Annotated in this window: 21 protein-coding genes; 11 read left to right on the top strand and 10 right to left on the bottom strand. The window is 70.5% G+C overall.

Features of this window, described 5'->3' with window-relative positions; genetic code table 11:
* Positions 1-7 precede the first annotated feature (7 nt).
* From ACFZA2_RS15730 to ACFZA2_RS15715, 4 genes are all read right to left on the bottom strand, one after another.
* Positions 8-565, bottom strand: a complete 558-nt coding sequence (locus tag ACFZA2_RS15730; protein WP_391406682.1) for a nucleoside phosphorylase — start codon at positions 563-565, stop codon at positions 8-10.
* 94 nt (positions 566-659) lie between these two features.
* Entirely contained in the window at positions 660-1,604 is a 945-nt protein-coding gene (locus ACFZA2_RS15725) for an aldo/keto reductase (RefSeq protein WP_391406680.1), read from the bottom strand.
* A gap of 182 nt (positions 1,605-1,786) precedes the next feature.
* A complete protein-coding gene (locus ACFZA2_RS15720) occupies positions 1,787-1,927 on the bottom strand; it encodes a hypothetical protein (protein WP_391406678.1) in 141 nt (46 codons plus the stop codon).
* Positions 1,924-2,121, bottom strand: a complete 198-nt coding sequence (locus ACFZA2_RS15715) for a hypothetical protein (protein WP_315995140.1) — start codon at positions 2,119-2,121, stop codon at positions 1,924-1,926. Before ACFZA2_RS15715 ends, ACFZA2_RS15720 begins: the two co-directional genes overlap by 4 nt.
* A 91-nt stretch (positions 2,122-2,212) precedes the next feature.
* Here ACFZA2_RS15715 and ACFZA2_RS15710 point away from each other — a divergent pair, with 91 nt between their 5' ends.
* Positions 2,213-2,710 (top strand): DUF427 domain-containing protein, encoded by a 498-nt coding sequence (locus ACFZA2_RS15710; RefSeq protein WP_391406676.1) that lies wholly within the window; start codon positions 2,213-2,215, stop codon positions 2,708-2,710.
* A 24-nt stretch (positions 2,711-2,734) separates the two neighbouring features.
* Here the strand turns inward: ACFZA2_RS15710 and ACFZA2_RS15705 are convergent, their stop codons facing one another.
* On the bottom strand, positions 2,735-4,795 hold the full coding sequence (locus ACFZA2_RS15705) for an NAD(+) synthase (protein ID WP_391406673.1): 2,061 nt from the start codon (positions 4,793-4,795) through the stop codon (positions 2,735-2,737).
* 109 nt (positions 4,796-4,904) lie between these two features.
* Here ACFZA2_RS15705 and ACFZA2_RS15700 point away from each other — a divergent pair, with 109 nt between their 5' ends.
* Positions 4,905-8,447, top strand: a complete 3,543-nt coding sequence (locus tag ACFZA2_RS15700; protein WP_391406671.1) for a TM0106 family RecB-like putative nuclease — start codon at positions 4,905-4,907, stop codon at positions 8,445-8,447.
* Between the two features lie 99 nt (positions 8,448-8,546).
* Here ACFZA2_RS15700 and upp read toward each other — a convergent pair whose 3' ends face one another.
* Positions 8,547-9,179 (bottom strand): uracil phosphoribosyltransferase, encoded by a 633-nt coding sequence (upp, locus tag ACFZA2_RS15695; RefSeq protein ID WP_076677423.1) that lies wholly within the window; start codon positions 9,177-9,179, stop codon positions 8,547-8,549.
* An 87-nt stretch (positions 9,180-9,266) separates the two neighbouring features.
* Between upp and tadA the strand changes: the two genes are divergently transcribed.
* Positions 9,267-9,698, top strand: coding sequence for a tRNA adenosine(34) deaminase TadA (gene tadA, locus ACFZA2_RS15690; RefSeq protein ID WP_391406942.1), 432 nt, complete (start codon positions 9,267-9,269; stop codon positions 9,696-9,698).
* A gap of 22 nt (positions 9,699-9,720) precedes the next feature.
* Here the strand turns inward: tadA and ACFZA2_RS15685 are convergent, their stop codons facing one another.
* The gene (locus ACFZA2_RS15685) at positions 9,721-10,650 is read right to left on the bottom strand and encodes an LLM class F420-dependent oxidoreductase (RefSeq protein ID WP_391406668.1); all 930 of its coding nucleotides are present in this window, start codon (positions 10,648-10,650) and stop codon (positions 9,721-9,723) included.
* 30 nt (positions 10,651-10,680) lie between these two features.
* The gene (locus ACFZA2_RS15680; protein ID WP_391406666.1) at positions 10,681-11,793 is read right to left on the bottom strand and encodes an alpha/beta fold hydrolase; all 1,113 of its coding nucleotides are present in this window, start codon (positions 11,791-11,793) and stop codon (positions 10,681-10,683) included.
* 121 nt (positions 11,794-11,914) lie between these two features.
* Between ACFZA2_RS15680 and proC the strand changes: the two genes are divergently transcribed.
* Positions 11,915-12,760, top strand: a complete 846-nt coding sequence (proC, locus tag ACFZA2_RS15675) for a pyrroline-5-carboxylate reductase (RefSeq protein WP_391406664.1) — start codon at positions 11,915-11,917, stop codon at positions 12,758-12,760.
* Between the two features lies 1 nt (position 12,761).
* A complete protein-coding gene (locus ACFZA2_RS15670) occupies positions 12,762-13,049 on the top strand; it encodes a DUF1905 domain-containing protein (RefSeq protein WP_391406662.1) in 288 nt (95 codons plus the stop codon).
* Between the two features lie 22 nt (positions 13,050-13,071).
* Here the strand turns inward: ACFZA2_RS15670 and ACFZA2_RS15665 are convergent, their stop codons facing one another.
* Together ACFZA2_RS15665 and ACFZA2_RS15660 are read right to left on the bottom strand one after the other, a co-directional pair.
* Positions 13,072-13,743 (bottom strand): TrkA family potassium uptake protein, encoded by a 672-nt coding sequence (locus ACFZA2_RS15665; RefSeq protein ID WP_056224009.1) that lies wholly within the window; start codon positions 13,741-13,743, stop codon positions 13,072-13,074.
* Positions 13,736-15,178 carry a TrkH family potassium uptake protein gene (locus ACFZA2_RS15660; protein ID WP_391406659.1) on the bottom strand — a complete coding sequence of 481 codons (1,443 nt, stop codon included), beginning with the start codon at positions 15,176-15,178 and terminating at the stop codon, positions 13,736-13,738. The genes ACFZA2_RS15665 and ACFZA2_RS15660 overlap by 8 nt, the downstream gene beginning before the upstream one ends.
* Before the next feature lie 68 nt (positions 15,179-15,246).
* Here ACFZA2_RS15660 and ACFZA2_RS15655 point away from each other — a divergent pair, with 68 nt between their 5' ends.
* The 6 genes from ACFZA2_RS15655 to ACFZA2_RS15630 all read left to right on the top strand — a co-directional run bounded on the left by ACFZA2_RS15655 (position 15,247) and on the right by ACFZA2_RS15630 (position 17,183).
* On the top strand, positions 15,247-15,642 hold the full coding sequence (locus ACFZA2_RS15655; RefSeq protein ID WP_391406657.1) for an ArsR/SmtB family transcription factor: 396 nt from the start codon (positions 15,247-15,249) through the stop codon (positions 15,640-15,642).
* Between the two features lie 137 nt (positions 15,643-15,779).
* Positions 15,780-15,971 carry a helix-turn-helix domain-containing protein gene (locus ACFZA2_RS15650; protein WP_076677409.1) on the top strand — a complete coding sequence of 64 codons (192 nt, stop codon included), beginning with the start codon at positions 15,780-15,782 and terminating at the stop codon, positions 15,969-15,971.
* Positions 15,972-16,054: 83 nt separating this feature from the next.
* Positions 16,055-16,153: a 30S ribosomal protein bS22 gene (locus ACFZA2_RS15645; protein ID WP_003792170.1), complete on the top strand. Its 99-nt coding sequence runs from the start codon at positions 16,055-16,057 to the stop codon at positions 16,151-16,153.
* Positions 16,154-16,270: 117 nt separating this feature from the next.
* On the top strand, positions 16,271-16,564 hold the full coding sequence (locus ACFZA2_RS15640) for a rhodanese-like domain-containing protein (protein WP_315995130.1): 294 nt from the start codon (positions 16,271-16,273) through the stop codon (positions 16,562-16,564).
* Between the two features lie 41 nt (positions 16,565-16,605).
* Positions 16,606-16,884 (top strand): glutaredoxin family protein, encoded by a 279-nt coding sequence (locus tag ACFZA2_RS15635; RefSeq protein ID WP_315995129.1) that lies wholly within the window; start codon positions 16,606-16,608, stop codon positions 16,882-16,884.
* The gene (locus ACFZA2_RS15630) at positions 16,881-17,183 is read left to right on the top strand and encodes a Dabb family protein (protein WP_391406653.1); all 303 of its coding nucleotides are present in this window, start codon (positions 16,881-16,883) and stop codon (positions 17,181-17,183) included. Before ACFZA2_RS15635 ends, ACFZA2_RS15630 begins: the two co-directional genes overlap by 4 nt.
* Positions 17,184-17,224: the final 41 nt, after the last annotated feature.

The raw sequence follows: 17,224 nt of genomic DNA, 5'->3' as shown, positions 1-17,224 counted from the left end.
TTTGGGGTCAGACGCCGTAGCGGGAGCGGATCTCCGCGCGCAGGTCGTGGCTGCAGCGCTCGACCACGTCATCCCACAGTTCGGTCGCGCCGTCCTGCGCGCGGTCCGACACGGCGCGCAGGATGCGGATGGGCACACCGAACTGCTGGGCGACCCAGATCAGCGCGTACGACTCCATGTCGACCAGACTCGCCCCCAGCTCGCGGATGAGCCGTACGGTGTCGGCATCGTCGACGAAGTGGTCGCCCGTGGCGATGACGAGGCCCTCGTGGCCCGTCTCGACCCGCGTCGGCAGCGAGACGTGCTCGCCGAAGGCGCCGTCCAGCCCTTTCACGTCGTGCTGGATCGCGCCGGCGAGGTCGTAGATCCCGCCCTCGACCTCGTCATCGATCGCGCCGGCCGTTCCGACGACGACGATCTCCTCGTACTCGCCCGTCGACAGCGCACGCGTGAGCGCGTACGCGGCCGGGATCTTGCCCACTCCGGTGAGCAGGCGTTCGAAGCCGGGGAGGTCGTCCTCGAAGGCGACGAGTTCGGATGCGTGGGCGGCGACCAGGAGTTTCACGCTCTCATTCTCGCCGGAATCGGCGGAGGAGAACGGATGCCGAGAACAGGGCCGAGCGTGCCCGTGTCCCGCCGAGCGGGACACGGGCACGATCTCAGCTCTGGGCCGCGTCCGACGCGTCCGTGAGACGCGAGATCTCTTGCTGGGTCAGCTCCAAAGAGGCGCTGGCCAGCAGGTCGGCGACCTGCGAGACCTTCGACGCACTCGCGATGGGGGCGGCGACCGTCGGCTGCGCGCGCAGCCACGCGAGGGCCGTCGACGCGATCGACGCCTCGTGGGCACGACCCACCTCATCGAGGGCGTCGATCAGGGCGAGTCCGGCCGGGGTGGCCAGCTTCGCGGCGCCCTCTGCCCGGGGCGAGTCGCCCGCGGCATCCGCGCTGCGGTACTTGCCCGTGAGGAAGCCGCTGGCCAGGGCGTAGTACGGCACGAGCGACATGCCGTACTGCTCGGCGACGGGGACGATGTCGCGCTCGACCTCGGTGCGGTGCACGAGGTTGTAGTGCGGCTGCACGGCGACGGGGAGGTCGGCGCCGGCGGCCTCGGCGAGCGAGATCCACTCGCGGATCCGGGCGGCGGTGTAGTTCGACACGGCGACGTAGCGCACCAGACCGTCGGTGACCAGGTCGGCGAAGGCCGCGACGGTCTCTTCGAGGGGCGTCTGCTCGTCGTCGAAGTGCGCGTAGTACAGGTCGATGGTGTCGACGCCGAGGCGACCGAGCGAGGCCTCGGCGGCGGCGCGCACGTTCTTCGCGGACAGGCCGCGGAAATCGGGGTGCTGGCTGACCTTCGTCGCCACCACGACGTTCTCCGGCTTGCGCGAGGCCAGCCACTCGCCGATGAGGGTCTCGCTCTCGCCTCCCGCGTTGCCCGGGACCCACGCGCTGTACGCGTCGGCGGTGTCGATGAAGTTGCCTCCACCGGCGTGGAACGCGTCGAGCACCTCGAACGAGGTGTCGCGGTCGGCGGTCCAGCCGAAGACGTTGCCGCCGAGCGAGAGGGGGAGGATGTCGAGGTCGCTGCGTCCGATGCGCGTCATGATGCCCTTTCTGCAGAGGTCGAGTGACCTCGAGGACAACCGCGCGCTGTCGTGGGCATTCCCGAGACGCGCGCTCGCGCGTGTCTCGGCCCTGCGTCGGCGCGCGTTCCCGCCGCGCGCGCGTTCTCATCAGGCGCGCGTGATCGCGCAACTCTCGCGGGCGTTCCCCGCGGCGCGCCGGGTCAGCTTCCGCCGGACAGGATGCCGATGAGTCCGCTGACGAGCAGCCACAGGCCGATGCCGGCTCCGGCGATCCAGATCACGACCGTCCCGGCGGGGTACTTCTTCTTGCCGTCGCCGGTGGGGCCCTCGGGCGCGCTCACGAACGCACCATCATGACGATCGAGACGACGAGCACGGCGAGACCTCCGATGACGGCGATGGCGGCGATGATCGGCCCGCCCCCGGTGAGGAACGCGGCCACGCCGAGGGCGAGGAACAGCACGGCCAGGACGATGCCGACGATCTGATACACCCGGTACCGTCGGCTGACGTTCGACGTCTTCTGATCGCTCACGCTGTCCCCCTTCCCCCCAGGCTACCGAAAAGCTGTGGTTCTCCTGAGCCGATCGGTCCCGCCCCCGCCTCTTCCGGCGTAGCGTATGCGCATGGCGCGTCCCGTTCCCGATCCCATCCGCCCCGGCCAGGAGTCCGTGTGGGACTACCCGCGGCCGCCCCGCGTCGAACGGGTGAGCAAGCGCGCGCAGATCGACTTCGGCGGCGTGCGCATCGTCGACACCGACGACGTGGTGCGTGTGCTGGAGACCAGCCACCCGCCGGTCTACTACCTGCCCATCGCGGCTTTCGGTGACGCGCTGACGCTCGGTGAGGGAGCGTCGTTCTGCGAATTCAAGGGCGGTGCGCGCTACTTCGACGTCCACGGCGGCGGGGGAGCGGTCGCCGTGCGTGCGGCCTGGAACTACCCGCATCCGATGCCCGGGTACGAGATCCTCGATGATCGCGTCGCCGTCTACGCCGGGGAGATGGACCGGTGCGTCCTCGGAGGGGAGGTCGTCGAGCCGCAGCCGGGCGGGTTCTACGGCGGCTGGGTGACGAGCGACCTCGCCGGCCCGTTCAAGGGCGTGCCGGGATCGATGGGCTGGTAGCCCGGTTCCTCGTCCGTTGCGCGGTCAGTCGCGCGCGAAAGCCTGCGGCACGGCCGCGTGCAGATCGGCCAGCCACGCGCGGGCGTTGCCGTCGGACGGTGCGCGCCAGTCTCCGCGCGGCGACAGCGATCCCGCGGGCGAGACCTTCGGCCCGTTCGGGATGGCGGTGCGCTTGAACTGCGCGAACCCGAAGAAGCGGGAGAGGAAGACCTCGAGCCACTTCGCCACGGTGACGAGGTCGTACGACGGCCGCTCGCCCTCGGGGTAGCCGGGCGGCCAGGCTCCGGCATCCGGATCCGACCAGGCGTGCGCCGCGAGGAAGGCGATTTTCGAGGGTCGGAAACCGAAACGGAGCACGTGATAGAGCGTGAAGTCGTGCAGGTTGTACGGGCCGATGCGGTCTTCGGTCGACTGCATGCGTCCGTCCTGACCCGCGGGGACGAGCTCGGGGCTGATCTCGGTGTCGAGCACCGCCTGCAGCACGGTGACCGTCTCGGCGCTCAGCTCGCCCGAGCCGATGACCCAGCGGATGACGTGCTGAATGAGCGTCTTCGGCACGCCCGGGTTCACCGAGTAGTGGCTCATCTGGTCGCCGACGCCGTAGGTCGACCATCCGAGCGCGATCTCGGAGAGGTCGCCGGTGCCCACGACGATGCCGCCGTTCATGTTGGCGAGGCGGAAGAGGTAGTCGGTGCGCAGGCCGGCCTGCACGTTCTCGAAGGTCACGTCGTGCACCGGTTCGCCCGCGGCGAAGGGGTGACCCATGCGGGAGAGCATCTCGGATGCCGCGGGACGGATGTCGATCTCCTCGATCGTCGCTCCGACAGCCTCGGCGAGGGCGATCGCGTTCTTCTTCGTCTTGTCGCTGGTCGCGAATCCCGGGAGGGTGTACGCGAGGATGTCGCTGCGCGGGCGCCCCATACGGTCCATGGCACGGGCGATGACGAGCAGGGCGTGGGTGGAATCCAGTCCACCGCTCACTCCGAGCACGGGACGGGGCCGGCCGATCGCCTCGAGACGCTGAACCAGGCCCGACACCTGGATGTTGAACGCCTCGTAGCAGTCCTGGGCGAGGCGGTCGGGGTCGTCGGGGACGAACGGGAAACGGTCGAGCGCTCGCCGCAGCCCGACGTCGGTCGCGGGCGGCGTCAGCTCGAACGAGACCGTGCGGAACACCGGGTTGACGGTGCGCCGATTGTCGTCGAAGGTTCCCTGCCGCAGGCGGTCCTGGCGGAGGCGGTCGAGGTCCACGTCGGCGACGCTGCGACGGGGACCGTCGGGGAAGCGTTCGGTCGTGGCCAGCAGCTGCCCGCCCTCGTGGATCATCGTCTGGCCGTCCCACGACACGTCGTTCGTCGACTCGCCCTGCCCCGCCGCCGCGTAGACGTAGGCGGCGAGACAGCGCAGCGACTGCGACTGCGACAGGAGCGTGCGATCGTCGGCCCGGCCGATCGTGATGGGGCTGCCGGAGAGGTTGGCGAGCACCGTCGCCCCGGCCAGAGCCGCACCCGAGGACGGGGGCACGGGGACCCAGACGTCTTCGCACACCTCGGCGTGCAGGATGAGGCCCGGCACGTCGACCGCCTCGAAGAGGAGGTCGGGGCCGAACGGGGCCCTGCGGCCGGCCACCGTGATGACCTGACCCGCCTGATCGTCGCCCCGGGCGTACCAGCGGTGCTCGTAGAACTCGCGGTAGGTCGGCAGGTACGCCTTCGGGGCCACCCCGAGCACGCGCCCGCGGTGGACCACCACGGCGCAGTTGAAGAGGCGGTTTCTGTGGCGCAGCGGTGCCCCGACCAGCAGCACCGGAAGGAGGTCGGCCGAGGCGGTGATCAGCCGGTCGAGGGCCGCCTCGACGGCGTCGAGCAGCGGATCCTGCATGACGAGGTCGTCGATCGCGTATCCGGTGAGGCAGAGCTCGGGGAAGACGGCGACGGCGACGCCGTCGTCGTGACAGGCGCGAGCGGACGTCAGCACGGCGTCGACGTTGGTGGCGGGGTCCGCCACTGCGACGGGGACGGTGCAGGCGGCGACGCGCGCGAACCCGTGCCGGTAGACGCTCTCGAACGGCAGATCGGTGATCACCCGACCAGTCTGTCAGGCCCGTCCGACAGCGCGACGGCGGATGTGCGCGACGGGCGCCCTGTGGATGCCGTGAACCCGATGTCGGAGGTCGCGATTAGCGTGGAACACCATGCGGTACATCGAGCAGGACGACCGGGTCGTCTGGAGCGCCAGCGACCTCAAGGCGGCGGCGGAATGCGAGTTCGCCTGGCTCCGAGCGATCGACGCGAAGCTCGGACGGGTCGCCCCCGTCGACGATCCCGAAGACGCCACCCTGGAGCGTGCCGCTCGTCTGGGCACCGCCCACGAGCTGCGCGTCCTCGACGACTACCGCGCTCGGTTCGGCGACGCGGTACGTGAGATCCCCGCCGCCCGTTCGTCCGACGCCGAGGCCCTCGCCGAGGCGGTGCGCCTCACCGACGACGCCCTCGCCGATCCCGCCGTCGAGGTCGTCTATCAGGCCGCGTTCTCGACGGCCGAGTTCGTCGGCTTCGCCGACTTCCTCGTGCGCGCCGACGAAGCGGATGCCGACGGCATCCGTCCCTGGATCGTGCAGGACACGAAGCTCGCACGTCGGGCGCGTGTCACCGCGCTCATGCAGCTCGCGGCCTACGTCGACCAGCTCGATCGGCTCGGCGTACCGCGGTCCGACGACGTGCAGCTGCTCCTCGGCGACGGCACGACCAGCACGCATCGGGTCGACGACCTGTTGCCGGTCTTCGCGTTGCGCCGTGCGCGTCTGCGCGCCCTGATCGCCGATCGCGATGTCGCGCGAGGGGCCGCGGGCGAGGCGATCGCCTGGGGCGACGGTCGGGGTGCCCTCGACGTCGTGGCGTGCGGCCGCTGCGCGACCTGCGAACTCGAGGTGGTCGCGCACCGCGACCTGCTGCTCGTGGCGGGCATGCGACCGGTGCAGCGCGAGCGGCTTCGCGCCGCCGGCATTCGAACGATCGACGAGCTGGCCGCAGGCGCACAGGCTCCAACCTCGATGAGCGCCGACACGTTCGCCTCGCTGCGGACACAGGCGCGACTGCAGCTCGAGAGCCCCGCGGGCGTGCCCGGTGCCGAGGTTCCCGCCCACGCCGTGCCGACGTTCGAGGTCGTCGCGCCCAAATCGCTCGGCGTGCTGCCCCGGCCCGATCACGGCGACCTGTTCTTCGACTTCGAGGGCGACCCGCTCTACACCGAGGGAGCCGGCGAGCACTGGGGCATCGACTACCTCTTCGGCTGGGTCGACAGCCGAGAGACCTACGGCGCCCTGTGGGCGCACACGTTCGCCGAGGAACGCGCCGCCCTCGAACGGTTCCTCGACATGGTCGCTTTGCGTCGTCAGCAGTACCCGGGGATGCACATCTACCACTACGCCCCCTACGAGCCGACGCATCTGCTCACCATGGCGGCCCGCTACGGCGTACGCGAGGCGGACGTCGACCGGCTGCTTCGCGACGGGGTGTTCGTCGACCTCTACCCGGTGGTCCGGCGCGCCCTGCGCGTGGGGTCGCGGTCGTACTCCATCAAGAAGCTCGAACCGCTCTACATGGGCGACGAGGTGCGCACGAGCGACGTCCAGCGCGGCGACGACTCCATCGTCAAGTACGTCGAGGCGCGGGCCCTGGCCGCCGACGGCGACGCCGAGGGCGCCCGACGCGTTCTCGACGACCTCGCCGACTACAACCGCTACGACTGCGTCTCCACTCGGCGTCTGCGGGACTGGCTGGTCGATCGGGCGCGCGAGTCGGGAGCCGTCCCCTCGCGCAGTGCCGAGCCCGACGAGCAGGCGTACGAGCCGTCGCCGCGCGCGACGGCGCTGCAGAGGTGGGCCGCCGATGCCGCGGAGCCCGACGCCACCGCCCTGCGGCTCGCGGCCGCCGCGATCGACTACTACCCGCGCGAAGAGAAGACCTACTGGGCCACGCACTTCCTGCGCCTGCGCGAGCCGCTGTCGGTGTGGGAGGAGACGCGCGATGTGATCGTCGTCGATGCGGCGCGCTCCCGGGTGGTGACCGATTGGCACCTCGCCGAATCGGGACGCGGGTCCGAGCGGCGTCTGGTCGAGCTGCACGGCGAGCTGGCTCCCGGTACCCGGGTGAGCCCGGATGCCGAACCCTTCGCCGTCTACGACCTCCCCGCGCCGTTCCCCCTCGAGACGCGCCCCCGCTGGATTCACGGTGCGCGCCGCGTGACGGTGCGCGAGGTGCTCGACGACGGCGTGGTGATCGAGGAGATCGCGGCCGACGGCGTCACCTGGGACGATCTGCCGCTCGCCCTCACCCCTCCCGCCCCGCCGCGGGCCGGCAACCAGCAGAAGGCGATCGACGCGTGGGCCGACGCGGTGCTCGCCGCCTCGCCGGGTATCCCCGACGGCCCCGCGGCCGACATCCTGCGCCGTGTCCCCCCGCGCACCCGGTCGGGCGCACTCGCTCCCGTGACCGCCATCGCGGGTGCTCCCGGCGACGACGAGGTCACGGCGATCGCCCGCAGCGTCGCCGACCTCGACCATAGCTACCTCGCGGTGCAGGGCCCCCCGGGCACCGGCAAGACGTACGTCGGGTCTCACGTCATCGCGCGGCTGGTCGCCGAACGCGGCTTCCGTGTGGGCGTGGTGGCGCAGTCCCACGCCACCATCGAGCACATGCTCGACCGGGTCATCGCGGCGGGAGTACCGGCATCCCGGGTCGGCAAGGCGCCGAAAGACCCCGGCGCCGCGCACGCCTTCACGGTGCTGCCCAAGAACGGCGTCGCCTCCTTCACTGCCGAGAACGCCGAGCACGGCTTCGTGGTCGGCGGTACGGCGTGGGATTTCAGCCATGAGGCGCGCATCCCTCGCGGCAGCCTCGACCTCCTCGTCATCGATGAAGCGGGTCAGTTCTCGCTGGCTTCGACCATCGCCGTCTCGCTCGCCGCGACCCGTCTGCTCCTGCTCGGCGATCCGCAACAGCTCCCGCAGGTCAGCCAGGGTACGCACCCCGAGCCCGTCGACACGTCGGCGCTGGGGTGGATCATCGACGGGGCCGAGGTCGTGCCCCCCGAACTGGGGTACTTCCTCGCGCGCACCCGCCGTATGCACCCCGCGGTCGCGGAGCCGGTGTCGCGCCTGTCGTACGAGGGTCGCCTCGCGGCGCACCCGTCCACGGCGCTCCGGAACCTCGACGGCATCGCCGCGGGCGTGCACGTGCGTCCGGTGCCGCACCGGGGCAACGCCACGGCATCCCCGGAGGAAGCCGACGAGGTCGTGCGCATCGTCGCCGATCTGGTCGGTCGCGAGTGGACGGGGGCCGAGGGCGGGGCCGGAGATTCCGCGACGGTGGAGCCTCCTCGTACACTGCGCGCCGACGACATCATCGTCATCACCCCGTACAACGCGCAGCAGGTCGCCGTCGAGGAAGCGCTGGCCGCGGCGGGCTACGGCGACGTCCCCGTCGGGACGGTCGACAGGTTCCAAGGGAAGGAGGCGGTGGTCGCGATCCTCACCCTGGCGGCCTCATCGGGCCGGGACGCCCCGCGCGGGCTCGAGTTCCTGCTGCTTCGCAACCGCATCAACGTCGCCATCTCGCGCGCGATGCAGGCGGCCTACGTCGTCTCGTCGCCCGCTCTGCTCGACGATCTGCCCCGCACGCCCGAAGGCGTCGCCCGCCTCAGCGCGTTCGCGCGTCTGGTCGGCGCCGACGCCTGACGTCGACGGGCGGCGTCGGGCGGTGGGGGACCGACGGCAGCCCGCCGCAGTGCGTTCGCGCGTCCGGTGGGCGCCGACGCCTGACCTCGACGGGCTCCGTCAGGCCGTGCCGTACAGGCGGTCGCCCGCGTCACCGAGTCCGGGCACGATGTACCCCTTCTCGTTGAGGCGCTCGTCGACGGCGCCCAGGACCAGGGTCACGTCGTGCCCCTCGACCTGCTTCTCGATCGCCGCGACACCCTCCGGGGCGCCGAGCAGGCAGATCGCCGTGACGTCCTGCGCTCCGCGCGCGAACAAGAACTTGATGGCCGCGCCGAGAGACCCGCCCGTCGCGAGCATCGGGTCGAGCACGAAGCACTGGCGGTCGCTCAGGTCGTCGGGCAGGCGCTCGGCGTACGTCGTGGGCTCGAAGGTCTCCTCGTCGCGCACCATGCCCAGGAAGCCGACCTCGGCGGTGGGGAGGAGCTTGACCATGCCCTCGAGCATGCCGAGACCCGCGCGCAGGATCGGGACGACGATCGGGCGCGGCTCGCTGATCTTCACCCCCATCGTGGTGGTGACGGGCGTCTGGATCTCGATGGGGTCGACGCGGACGTTCCGGGTCGCCTCGTACGCGAGGAGCGTCACGAGCTCCTCGGTGAGCTGCCGGAACACCGGCGACGACGTCTGCACGTCACGCAGCACCGTGAGCTTGTGGGTGATGAGGGGGTGGTCGGCGACGTGGACACGCATAGGCTCAAGGCTAACCGCTTCCCCCGCGCGCCTCAGCCCTCGTTTTCCGGAGCCCCCGTGACGCCCACCGATCGCGACCTCGCCGCGATGCGTCGCGCCTTCGCCCTCGCCGACGACGCGCAGGGCGACGGCGACGTCCCGGTGGGCGCCGTGGTCCTCGATCCGGACGGCACCGTCATCGGTGAGGGCCGCAACCTCCGCGAGGTCACGAACGATCCCACGGCGCACGCCGAGATCGTGGCCCTGCGCGAAGCGGCATCCCGGATCGGGTCCTGGCACCTCGCCGACTGCACGCTCGTGGTGACGCTGGAGCCCTGCGTCATGTGCGCCGGGGCGATCCTGCAGGCGCGGGTGCCCCGTGTCGTGTTCGGATCGTGGGATGCCAAGGCGGGCGCCGCGGGATCCATGTACGACGTTCTACGCGACCGACGCCTGCCGCATCGTGTCGAGGTGGTCGGCGGGGTCGAGGAGGAGCGGGCGGCCGCGCAGCTGCGCGCCTTCTTCGCGGGCCGCCGCTGAGCGTTCCCGCGCCCGACGGCCGTCAGCGGGGCAGGAGGGGCAGCACCTCGGCGCCGACGAGGTCGGCGTGCTCGATGTCGCGCAGGTCCATGAGCTGGAAGTAGACGCGCTCCGCGCCGAGCGCGCGCAGCCGTTCGACCTTCTCGGCGATCTGCGCGGGGGTGCCGATGAGGTTGGCGCCGTTGTCGAACTGCTCCCGCGACTGGCCGACGGCTTCGGCGCGACGCGAGGTCTCGGCGTCGTCGCGCCCGACGATGGTGGGCAGGGCCACCGACAGCTTCAGCGAGGCGGGATCGCGGTCGATCGCCTCGCACGCCGCGCGAACGACGGCGAACTTCTCGGCGACGACGTCCTCGGCGACGAAACCGATGTTGAACTCGGTCGCATAGCGAGCCGCGAGCGCGGGAGTGCGCTTCGGTCCTCCGCCCCCGACGATCACGGGGACCTGCGGCTGGACGGGCTTCGGCAGGGCGGGCGCCTCGTCGAGCCGGTAGTGCACGCCCTCGAAGCTGAAGGACTCGGCATCCGGGGTCTGCCACAGGCCCGTGACGACCTGGAGCTGTTCCTCGAGCAGGTCGAACCGCTTCGCAGGGAACGGGATGCCGTAGGCCGCGTGCTCCCGCTCGAACCAGCCCGTGCCGAGGCCGAGCTCGGCACGACCGCCCGACATCGCGTCGACCTGGGCGACCTGGATCGCCAGGATCGAGGGGACGCGGTAGGTGACCGACGAGACGAGGGTTCCGAGGCGGATGCGAGAGGTCTCCCGGGCGAGGCCGGCGAGCGTCGTCCACGCGTCGGTGGGGCCGGGGCGCGGGTCGCCCTCGCCCATGCGGAGGTAGTGGTCGGACCGGAAGAAGCCGTCCAGACCGTGGCGCTCGGCCGACTGCGCGAAGGCGAGTTGGTCGTCGTAGCTGAAGCCCTGCTGGGGCTCGGTGAACAGGCAGTACTCCACGAGGGTCTCCGGGGGGTCGAGAGGGGGAGGTCAGTCGGCCGAACGCAGGATGATCGCCTCGGTGGGCGGCGCCGGGTCGGCGGGGCGGCCCACGTAGCCGATGTGGGTGAGCAGGGCGCGGCGGAACTGCGCCGGACGCTCGAGGTGCACCGAGTGCCCCGCACCCTCGACCGGGACCTCGGTCACCTCCCCGCCCTTCTCGGCATACGCCGCGAGCACGTCGCGGGTCTGCGAGACCATCGGCTGGGCCGGCGCGACGTCGGCGCCCGGCCATCCCGGAACGACGCCGAGGGCGCCGAGGTGGTTGAGGTCGTGGAACGACGCGTCCGAGACGATCGCGTCGGCGGTGCCGTAGATCCAGAGGATGGGCGGCTTGGGGTCGAGGTCGACGATCCCCGAGACGTCGAAGTACTTCGGCGCCAGGGTGTTCAGCACGCCCGTGGTCCCCGGGGCGAAGCCCGGCCACGTCGCGGTCGTCACGGCATCCCCGGGGTAGTTGCCGCCGGCGGTCGAGGTGGTGAGCATCGACTCGACCCACACGTCCTCGTGCTCGCTCGTATAGCCCGGGGCGACGTAGCCGGAGCGGAACACCGAGCGCGGAGACGTGGGTGCGTCGGCCGTGGTGTCGTGATCGATGAGACGCTGCACGAAGTCCGGGTTCGCACCGCCCGCGCCGGTACCCGCGTCGTCGTCGGAGAGGCGGGAGCCGTCGCGTCGCGTGCCGCCGAACCCGTAGGGCGACACGGGGGATTGCAGCGTGAGCGACCGCACCGGGTGGTCGAGTGCGTACTGCATCACGACGCCCCCGCCCATCGACCACCCCACGAGGTGGGCCTCGGGGATGCCGAGCGCCTGCAAGGTCTCGAAGAGGTCGTCGCTGAAATCGCGGACGCCGCGGGTGGCGTCGATCGGGGTGTGCTCGGTGCGTCCGAAGCCGCGGAGATCGACCGCGAGCACCCGCAGGTCGCTCGGCAGGTCCTGCATGATCTCCTGCCAGAACAGCGACGACGACACGTTGCCGTGCACGAAGACGACGGTGTGATCCGGCGTCGTCGCCGGGTCGTCGCCGACCCGTTCGAGCACGTTGACACCCAGCCGGTCGGTCTCGACCAGGCGTGCCGTGATGCCGTCGAAGAGAGTCATGCGGGTCCTCCGTGTCGCTCGCCGGTGCCCCGGTACACCGGCTTCCGATGCTAACGCCCGCCCCTTTCCGCCGCACTCAGGCTTGCCCCGCGCGACGGGGCTGCTTCGTAGACTGGGCTTCATGACGGATGCCACCAGCTCGCTGCCCCCGATCGCGATTCTCGGCGCCGGCTCGATGGGCGGTGCGATCCTGCGCGGACTCGTCGCCGCGGGACTCGCCGACGGGGGAGTGACCGCCACCAACCGCTCCATCGCGAAGGCCGCGGAGCTCGCCGAGCTCGACGGCGTGACGAGTGTGGCTCTCGAGGCCAACCCCCGGGGCAACACCGAGGCGGTCAAGCGGGCCGACATCGTGCTCGTCGGCGTCAAGCCCGCCATGGTGCCCGATCTGCTCGACGAGATCGCGCCGCACCTGCGGCCCGGGGCGATCGTGGTGAGCCTGGCCGCGGGAGTGACCCTCGCCACCTTCGCTCGCCACCTCGGCGACGAGGTCGCGACCCTGCGGTCGATGCCGAACACCCCGTCGCTCGTCGGCAAGGGCGTGACGGGCTTGGCGGCGGGCCCCGCGGCATCCGCCGACGACGTCGCCGTCGTTCGAGCGCTCTTCGAGACCGTCGGCGCGGTGCTGGAGGTCCCCGAGGCGCAGATCGACGCGCTCTCCACAATCTCGGGTTCGGGCCCGGCGTACGTCTTCCTGCTCGTGGAGGAGTTCACCAAGGCCGCCGTACGCATGGGCTTCGACGACGAGCAGGCCCGGCTGCTGGCCGAGCAGACCTTCATCGGCGCGACGACGCTCATGGACGCCTCCGACGTCGAGCCCGCCGAGCTGCGCCGCCGGGTCACGAGCCCCAAGGGCACCACCGAGCGCGCGGTCGCCGTCCTGCAGGCGGCGCACCTCGACGACACGTTCACCCGGGGCGCCGAGGCGGCCCTGGCGCGGGCGAGAGAGCTCGCCGCCGGAAGCTGACATGCGCCTGCGCTTCCCCGGCACGATCTGGTACTGGCGCGGCCCCGCGCCGTACCACTTCGTCACCGTGCCGCCGCGCGAGGCGGCCATGATCGCCGAGGTCTCGCGGGTGGTCACCTACGGCTGGGGCATGATCCCGGCATCCGTCACCGTCGGCTCCACGCGCGTCACGACGGCCCTCTGGCCGAAGGACGGCGGCTACGTGGTCCCGATCAAGAAGGCGCTCCAGGATGCCGAAGGGCTCGGCGTCGACGACGAGATCGAGGTGACGCTCGACATCGACGCGTGACGGGTCTCCCCGCGGCGCCGTGTCAGCGATCGAGGGAGGCGAAGCGCTCGATGTCGCTGTTCGTGCCCGAGACGATGATGAGGTCGTGATTGGTGACCACCGTGTTCGCCTCGGCGTAGCGGAAGGGGCGTCCGGGGCTCTTCACCCCGACCACCGTGACGTTGTACTTGCTGCGGACGCCCGACTCGTTCAGCCCTACGCCGCGCACGAGCTTCGGCGGGTACATCTTGGCCAGCACGAAGTCGTCGTCGAAGCGGATGAAGTCGAGCATGCGCCCGCTCACGAGGTGGGCGACGCGCTCTCCGGCCTCGGCCTCGGGGTAGATGACGTGGTTCGCGCCGACGCGGGCGAGGATCTTGCCGTGCGACTGCGACACCGCCTTCGCCCAGATCTGCGGCACCTTGAGGTCCACGAGATTGGCGGTGATGAGCACCGAGGCCTCGATCAGCGACCCGACGGCGACGACCGCGACCTGGAAGTCCTGCGCGCCGATCTGGCGGAGCGCGTCGATGTTGCGGGCGTCGGCCTGGACGGCGTGCGTGACGCGCTCCGACCACTTCTGCACGAGCTCGAGGTTGCCGTCGACGGCGAGCACCTCGCGGTCGAGGCGGTCGAGCTCGCCCGCGCAGGCCGCCCCGAAGCGCCCGAGGCCGATGACCAGGACGGGGGCGTCACTGCGGATGCGTTCAACCAACGATGGGCCTTTCCACGGGGAGCGCGTACAACTGCGACCGCGACGATGCCGCCACGGCCGCGGCGAGAGTCACTGTACCAATGCGCCCCATGAACATCGTGGCCGCCATCACGTAGACGGCCGGGTCGGGGAGCTCGGCGGTGAGGCCGGTCGAGAGTCCCACGGTCGCGAACCCCGAGACGACATCGAACAGCACATGCTCGATGGGCGCGTCGGTGATGCGACTGATGGTCACCGTCGAGACTGCGACGATCGTCGCTCCCCAGGCGACCACCGAGAGGGCGACGCGCTGCACGTCGCTGGGGATGCGGCGGCCGAACGCCTGCACCGACGGGCGGCCCTTCGCCTCGGAGAAGACCGCGAGGGCGAGCACGGCGAGGGTCGTCACCTTGATGCCGCCGGCGGTGGATGCCGAACCCCCGCCGACGAACATGAGCATGGATCCGACGATCATCGTCGCCCCGTTGAGGTCGCCGATGTCGATCACGCTGAAGCCGCCGGAGCGCGTCATGGCCGAGAGGAAGAACGCCTGGAACGTGGTGTCCCACGCATCCATGCTGCCGAATGTGAGGGGGTTGTCGTATTCCAGCAGGAGAATGACGCCGGCTCCCACGAAGAAGAGCACCACCGTGGTGATGATGGTCAGCTTCGCGTGCAGCGACCACAGGCGGAACTTCCAATAGTGGCGCCACAGCGTGAAGATGACGGGGAACCCGATCGACCCGAGGAACACCCCCGCCATCAGCACCGTCAGCAGGAAGTAGTCCTGGGCGAACGGCGTCAGCCCGTCCGCGTTCGGGATGAAGCCGGTGTTGGTGAACGCCATGGCCGCGTAGTACGGCGCCTCCCACAGGGCGACGAGGGGATGGATGCCGCCGATGATCAACGAGGGGTAGATCAGCACCGTGAGGACCGCCTCGATCACGAGGGTCGACAGGGCCACCGTCCGCAGGAGCTGACCGACCTCTCCCAGGCGCACGGTCTGACCCTCGTTGACCGGGCCGCCGTGGGCTCGCAGGGGATTGCTGTCTCCGGCTGCGATGAGCTTCGCCCGAAGTCCCAGTCGCTTCGAGATGACGAGTCCGAGGATGGATGCCAGCGTCAGCACTCCGAGGGCGCCCACGTTGACGCCGATGTAGGTGATGACACGGCCGAGCGGGGACAGGTCCGAGTACATGTTGATCGTCGAGAGGCCCGTGACGCAGATCGTCGAGACCGCGGTGAAGAGGGCGTCGGCGAGAGGGATGCGCTGGCCGGTGGCGGAGGCGGCGGGAAGGGAGAAGAGCGCCGTGAAGAGGGCGATGAGTGTCGCGAAGACGAGGACGGCGAAGCGGGCAGGCGATGCCGTCGTGAGATTGCGCAGGCGATCCCATGCCTCGTAGGCGATGCGCCGCGCGCGCACCGGCAGTCGCGCCTCGTTCGGCGTCGCCGCCATGCGCCGCTCCCTCCGGTACCCGAACCCGAATCATGGTACTCGGGCCGGGGCGCGGCTAATCTGATGCCATGGCGGACATCTTCGACGTGATCGCTGACGGAACGCGTCGCGACATCCTTCAGCTGCTCCTCGACCGCGCGACCGGCGGTGAGCGGGGCACGAGCGTCTCCCAGATCGTGGCGGCGCTCGGGGTGAGCCAGCCGACGGTGTCGAAGCACCTGAAGGTGTTGCGAGAGGCCGAGCTGGTGTCCGTGCGCGAGGAGGGGCAGCACCGCTACTACAGCCTCGCCGTCGCTCCGCTCGACGAGGTCGACGATTGGCTGGTGCCCTTCTTCTCCATCGAAGAGGAGAACGAACCGGCCCTTCCGGAGTCCGCCGTGCACGCCGCCGAGGTCGTCGGCCGGGCCGCGGCATCCGTCAAGCACTCCTTCTCCACGGCGTTGCGCAAACTCCCCGGCCGGTGAGCATCGGGATGCCGTTTCCGCGGCGTCGACGATGCACATCCGTCACAGAGGGCCCATAGGTTTACAGCCGTCGCGCGCAGACCCTAGAGTGTGCTCAGCATCAGGAGGGTGAGTTCACCCGGAACGAGGGGTGAGCGATGGCCGAGCTGCCAGACGTGCGGTTTCTGACCGTCGCCGAAGTCGCCGAGCTGATGCGCGTGTCGAAGATGACGGTCTACCGTCTCGTGCACGCCGGCGAACTGCCGGCGGTGCGGTTCGGACGCAGCTACCGCGTGCCGGAATCGGCCGTCGTCGAGGCCGTGCAGCGACCGGTGTCCGACGTCGGCTAGACTGATCCGAGGCTTTTTTCCGAACGCCTAGTGTTCCCGGGCGCCGACATCGGCACCCAGACCCCGACTTAGTGAGGTTTTCCGTGGGTTCTGTCATCAAGAAGCGCCGTAAGCGCATGGCGAAGAAGAAGCACCGCAAGCTGCTTCGCAAGACTCGTCACCAGCGCCGCAACAAGAAGTAACGCGGCCACCACACCGAGCGCCTGTCCGATGCGACGGGCGCTTCGTGTATCCGTGCACGTTCCGCCTACCGGCGCGGCGTCTCCGCGCCCGCTCGTTCCATCTCCATGGAGGAAAGCATGCAGTCCATCTCGGTCCACGACCTGCACGCGGGGCGCGAGCGTCCCCTCATCGACGTGCGCGAGGAGCACGAGTTCGCCGCGGGCCACGTGCCCGGCGCCGTCAACATGCCGATGTCGAGCATCGGCGAGCACCTCGACGAACTCCCGGGCGAGCCGTTCGATGTGATCTGCCAGGCCGGCGGACGCTCGGCGCGTGTCGTCGAGGCCCTGTCGGCGCGCGGTCACGACGCGACGAACGTCGAGGGCGGTACGGGCGACTGGATCGCCGCCGGCTACGACGTCGAGGCCTGAGCCTTCGTCTCGGGTCCGTCCGCGCCTCCTAGGATGGAGGCGTGACGACCCTCACGCTGATCGGCAAGCCCGAGTGCCATCTGTGCGACGTGGCCGAGCAGATCGTCGAAAGCGTCGTCGACGGCCTCCCCGCCGAGGTGGCGGACCGCGTCGAGATCGAGCACGCATCGATCGCCGATGATCCCGCACTCTTCGCCACGTGGTGGGAGAAGATCCCGGTCGTTCTCATCGACGGCGACCTGCACGCGCATTGGCGCGTGTCGGCCGACCGTCTCCGTGCCGCGCTCCTGGCGGCAGATCCCGAAGGAGCCTCGTCGTGAGCATCCGTCACATCGTCCTGTGGAAGCTCGCGGCGGACGACGCCGACACCCGTGCGCTGCACGCCGAGCAGATCGCGGAGCGCCTGCTGGCCCTTCGCGAGGTCATCGACGACATCGCGCACATCGAGGTCGGGCGCAACGTGGCCAACCCGCAGTCGAACTGGGATGTCGCGCTGGTCAGCGAGTTCGCCGACGTGGATGCGCTGGAGCGATACCAGGTGCACCCGGCCCACCAGGAGGTCGCGGGCTTCGTCCGTTCGGTGGTCGCCGAGCGGTCCTGCGTCGACTACCCGTTCTGAGTCGTCGGCTCTGAGCTGGGCGGGTTTGCGAAATCACCCGC

The organism is Microbacterium sp. NPDC007973 (assembly GCF_042958465.1).
GTDB classification, from domain to species: domain Bacteria; phylum Actinomycetota; class Actinomycetes; order Actinomycetales; family Microbacteriaceae; genus Microbacterium; species Microbacterium galbum.
The sequence above is the reverse complement of the archived record's forward strand: the minus strand, read 5'-3'. Positions and strand labels throughout refer to the sequence as shown.

Excerpts from the sequence above, each read along its gene's own strand:
- ACFZA2_RS15725 (WP_391406680.1), bottom strand. The coding sequence starts at position 1,604 with ATGACGCGCATCGGACGCAGCGACCTCGACATCCTCCCCCTCTCGCTC.
- ACFZA2_RS15710 (WP_391406676.1), top strand. The coding sequence starts at position 2,213 with ATGGCGCGTCCCGTTCCCGATCCCATCCGCCCCGGCCAGGAGTCCGTG.
- ACFZA2_RS15700 (WP_391406671.1), top strand. The coding sequence starts at position 4,905 with ATGCGGTACATCGAGCAGGACGACCGGGTCGTCTGGAGCGCCAGCGAC.
- upp (WP_076677423.1), bottom strand. The coding sequence starts at position 9,179 with ATGCGTGTCCACGTCGCCGACCACCCCCTCATCACCCACAAGCTCACG.
- tadA (WP_391406942.1), top strand. The coding sequence starts at position 9,267 with ATGCGTCGCGCCTTCGCCCTCGCCGACGACGCGCAGGGCGACGGCGAC.
- ACFZA2_RS15680 (WP_391406666.1), bottom strand. The coding sequence starts at position 11,793 with ATGACTCTCTTCGACGGCATCACGGCACGCCTGGTCGAGACCGACCGG.
- proC (WP_391406664.1), top strand. The coding sequence starts at position 11,915 with ATGACGGATGCCACCAGCTCGCTGCCCCCGATCGCGATTCTCGGCGCC.
- ACFZA2_RS15670 (WP_391406662.1), top strand. The coding sequence starts at position 12,762 with ATGCGCCTGCGCTTCCCCGGCACGATCTGGTACTGGCGCGGCCCCGCG.
- ACFZA2_RS15660 (WP_391406659.1), bottom strand. The coding sequence starts at position 15,178 with ATGGCGGCGACGCCGAACGAGGCGCGACTGCCGGTGCGCGCGCGGCGC.
- ACFZA2_RS15655 (WP_391406657.1), top strand. The coding sequence starts at position 15,247 with ATGGCGGACATCTTCGACGTGATCGCTGACGGAACGCGTCGCGACATC.
- ACFZA2_RS15650 (WP_076677409.1), top strand. The coding sequence starts at position 15,780 with ATGGCCGAGCTGCCAGACGTGCGGTTTCTGACCGTCGCCGAAGTCGCC.
- ACFZA2_RS15640 (WP_315995130.1), top strand. The coding sequence starts at position 16,271 with ATGCAGTCCATCTCGGTCCACGACCTGCACGCGGGGCGCGAGCGTCCC.